Origin of the sequence: Gilliamella sp. Imp1-1, from assembly GCF_001690415.1 — a bacterium.
Taxonomy (GTDB): domain Bacteria; phylum Pseudomonadota; class Gammaproteobacteria; order Enterobacterales; family Orbaceae; genus Gilliamella; species Gilliamella bombi.
This window is the reverse complement of sequence record NZ_LZHK01000040.1, coordinates 1-3,260: the sequence shown is the minus strand read 5'-3', so window position 1 is coordinate 3,260 and position 3,260 is coordinate 1. Positions and strand designations below refer to the sequence as shown.

Annotated in this window: 1 protein-coding gene, 2 tRNA genes and 2 rRNA genes; all 5 read left to right on the top strand. The window is 42.9% G+C overall.

What is annotated here, in order from left to right; genetic code table 11:
- On the top strand, positions 1-333 hold a 333-nt coding region (locus A9G38_RS03840), incomplete at its 5' end, for a hypothetical protein (protein WP_218056488.1).
- Between the two features lie 585 nt (positions 334-918).
- Positions 919-2,456: ribosomal RNA gene (locus tag A9G38_RS03835) — 16S ribosomal RNA — on the top strand.
- Between the two features lie 58 nt (positions 2,457-2,514).
- Positions 2,515-2,591, top strand: a tRNA-Ile gene (locus A9G38_RS03830).
- Positions 2,592-2,647: 56 nt separating this feature from the next.
- Positions 2,648-2,723: transfer RNA gene (locus A9G38_RS03825), tRNA-Ala, on the top strand.
- A gap of 251 nt (positions 2,724-2,974) precedes the next feature.
- Positions 2,975-3,260, top strand: a 23S ribosomal RNA gene (locus A9G38_RS03820); the annotation flags it as partial.

Genomic DNA, 3,260 nt, shown 5'->3' with positions numbered 1-3,260 from the left:
TTACAAAAAATCATTTTATTTATATTAGCGCTTTATTTTTTAGATGGGCTGAATCATAAAACAAATGAGGGAAAGTTATATAAATTCTTTTCTTATATGGCAAATATCAGTTTTCCTATCTATTTTATTCATGAAATTATTGTTTTAGAACTTGAACAATTATTGTATATTTCTCCTCTAGGTTATGTAATTAAAACCGACAATGGTTGGTTAGCATCATTGGGAGCTGTAATCTTTTTAGTGTCTACTTTAATCGTAAGTGTCATCATCGCTAAAATAATAACGCTAGTTTTCAAAAATAAAGCAAAATACCTTATTGGGGCAATTCGTTAGATAATATCATCTATTATCTGGCTTGGTGTTTTGAAATATTTTTATTAAATTTAAAACTTAGAATGTAAATTAATATTCTAAATTTATGTTAAAAATATGAGGTCTTTATATTTTCCATATAAATTAACTTAATAAATTGTTTTTTCTATAGCAAATTACGTTTATTTTGTTTATACCAAATATATTAAACATGTAGATTTGAACAAATAAAATGCAAACGAAAAAAAAATTGCAATTAACACTTGCACGAAATTTTTAAGCCCCTATAATGCGCATCCACTGACACGCAGTCAGCGACAAGCAGACGAAGAGTTGGGATTAAGTGAGATCAAAAATTTTAAAAAAGATCTTGACGAATAAAAAAGGTTAGCGTAGTATACGCAACCCTTGAGACAGAGAACTAAATCAACAAAAGATTGATGAGGAACATAAGCTGTCAGCTCTTTAAAAATAAGAAACAGACAATCTGTGTGGGCACTTGCGAGACGAAAGATTAAAGTCTACGGACTAAAAAATTAAGTCTTGATAAGTGACACTGAAGATTCATTTGAATATGTCAGAGACAGTTATTGAGCATCAAACTTTAAATTGAAGAGTTTGATCATGGCTCAGATTGAACGCTGGCGGCAGGCTTAACACATGCAAGTCGAACGGTAACATGAGTGCTTGCACTTGATGACGAGTGGCGGACGGGTGAGTAAGGTATGGGGATCTGCCGAATGGAGGGGGACAACAGTTGGAAACGACTGCTAATACCGCATAAAGTTGAGAGACCAAAGCATGGGACCTACGGGCCATGCGCCATTTGATGAACCCATATGGGATTAGCTAGTTGGTGGGGTAAAGGCTCACCAAGGCGACGATCTCTAGCTGGTCTGAGAGGATGACCAGCCACACTGGAACTGAGACACGGTCCAGACTCCTACGGGAGGCAGCAGTGGGGAATATTGCACAATGGGGGGAACCCTGATGCAGCCATGCCGCGTGTATGAAGAAGGCCTTCGGGTTGTAAAGTACTTTCGGTGATGAGGAAGGTGATGAATCTAATAGGTTTATTAATTGACGTTAATCACAGAAGAAGCACCGGCTAACTCCGTGCCAGCAGCCGCGGTAATACGGAGGGTGCGAGCGTTAATCGGAATGACTGGGCGTAAAGGGCATGTAGGCGGATAATTAAGTTAGGTGTGAAAGCCCTGGGCTCAACCTAGGAATTGCACTTAAAACTGGTTAACTAGAGTATTGTAGAGGAAGGTAGAATTCCACGTGTAGCGGTGAAATGCGTAGAGATGTGGAGGAATACCGGTGGCGAAGGCGGCCTTCTGGACAGATACTGACGCTGAGATGCGAAAGCGTGGGGAGCAAACAGGATTAGATACCCTGGTAGTCCACGCTGTAAACGATGTCGATTTGGAGTTTGTTGCCTAGAGTGATGGGCTCCGAAGCTAACGCGATAAATCGACCGCCTGGGGAGTACGGCCGCAAGGTTAAAACTCAAATGAATTGACGGGGGCCCGCACAAGCGGTGGAGCATGTGGTTTAATTCGATGCAACGCGAAGAACCTTACCTGGTCTTGACATCCACAGAATCTTGTAGAGATACGAGAGTGCCTTCGGGAACTGTGAGACAGGTGCTGCATGGCTGTCGTCAGCTCGTGTTGTGAAATGTTGGGTTAAGTCCCGCAACGAGCGCAACCCTTATCCTTTGTTGCCATCGATTAGGTCGGGAACTCAAAGGAGACTGCCGTTGATAAAGCGGAGGAAGGTGGGGACGACGTCAAGTCATCATGGCCCTTACGACCAGGGCTACACACGTGCTACAATGGCGTATACAAAGGGAGGCGACCTCGCGAGAGTAAGCGGACCTCACAAAGTACGTCTAAGTCCGGATTGGAGTCTGCAACTCGACTCCATGAAGTCGGAATCGCTAGTAATCGTGAATCAGAATGTCACGGTGAATACGTTCCCGGGCCTTGTACACACCGCCCGTCACACCATGGGAGTGGGTTGCACCAGAAGTAGATAGCTTAACCTTCGGGAGGGCGTTTACCACGGTGTGGTTCATGACTGGGGTGAAGTCGTAACAAGGTAACCGTAGGGGAACCTGCGGTTGGATCACCTCCTTACGAAGTGCTCGTAAGTGTTCACACAGATTGTTTGTTTAGAAGAAAGAGTCACTTTATTGGGTCTGTAGCTCAGGTGGTTAGAGCGCACCCCTGATAAGGGTGAGGTCGGTGGTTCAAGTCCACTCAGACCCACCAATTCAATCTTGGTTTTGCTGGTTTTGGCTTTAACGGGTTGAAGAAGTGAAAACAATGGGGCTATAGCTCAGCTGGGAGAGCGCCTGCCTTGCACGCAGGAGGCCAGCGGTTCGATCCCGCTTAGCTCCACCATTAAAGAAGTCTCTTTTAAAATAAATTATGTTTGTATTTACTTGATTTAGTGGTTAAGTGAATAGAAAGATAAAGCTCTTTAACAATTAGGAACAAGCTGAAAGAAACGAGTTCTCGTTTTTACGAAAGGCTTTTAATTATAGGTTTAGTTAAAGTTTATTGAACTTTGATTGAACAATCTATAAATAAAAAGAGAATAAGTAAGAAAGAGAAGAAAGCGTAATTTAAACCAAGACAACTGTGAGTTGTAAGGTTAAGAAATTAAGCGTACACGGTGGATGCCTAGGCAATCAGAGGCGAAGAAGGACGTGTTAATCTGCGAAAAGCGACGGTAAGCTGATAAAAAGCGTAATAGCCGTCGATGTCCGAATGGGGAAACCCAGTGTGGGTAACTACACTATCATCTAATGAATTCATAGTTAGATGAGGCGAACCGGGAGAACTGAAACATCTAAGTACCCCGAGGAAAAGAAATCAACCGAGATTCCCTAAGTAGCGGCGAGCGAAAGGGGAGGAGCCCAAGCGGGTAGCATAAGG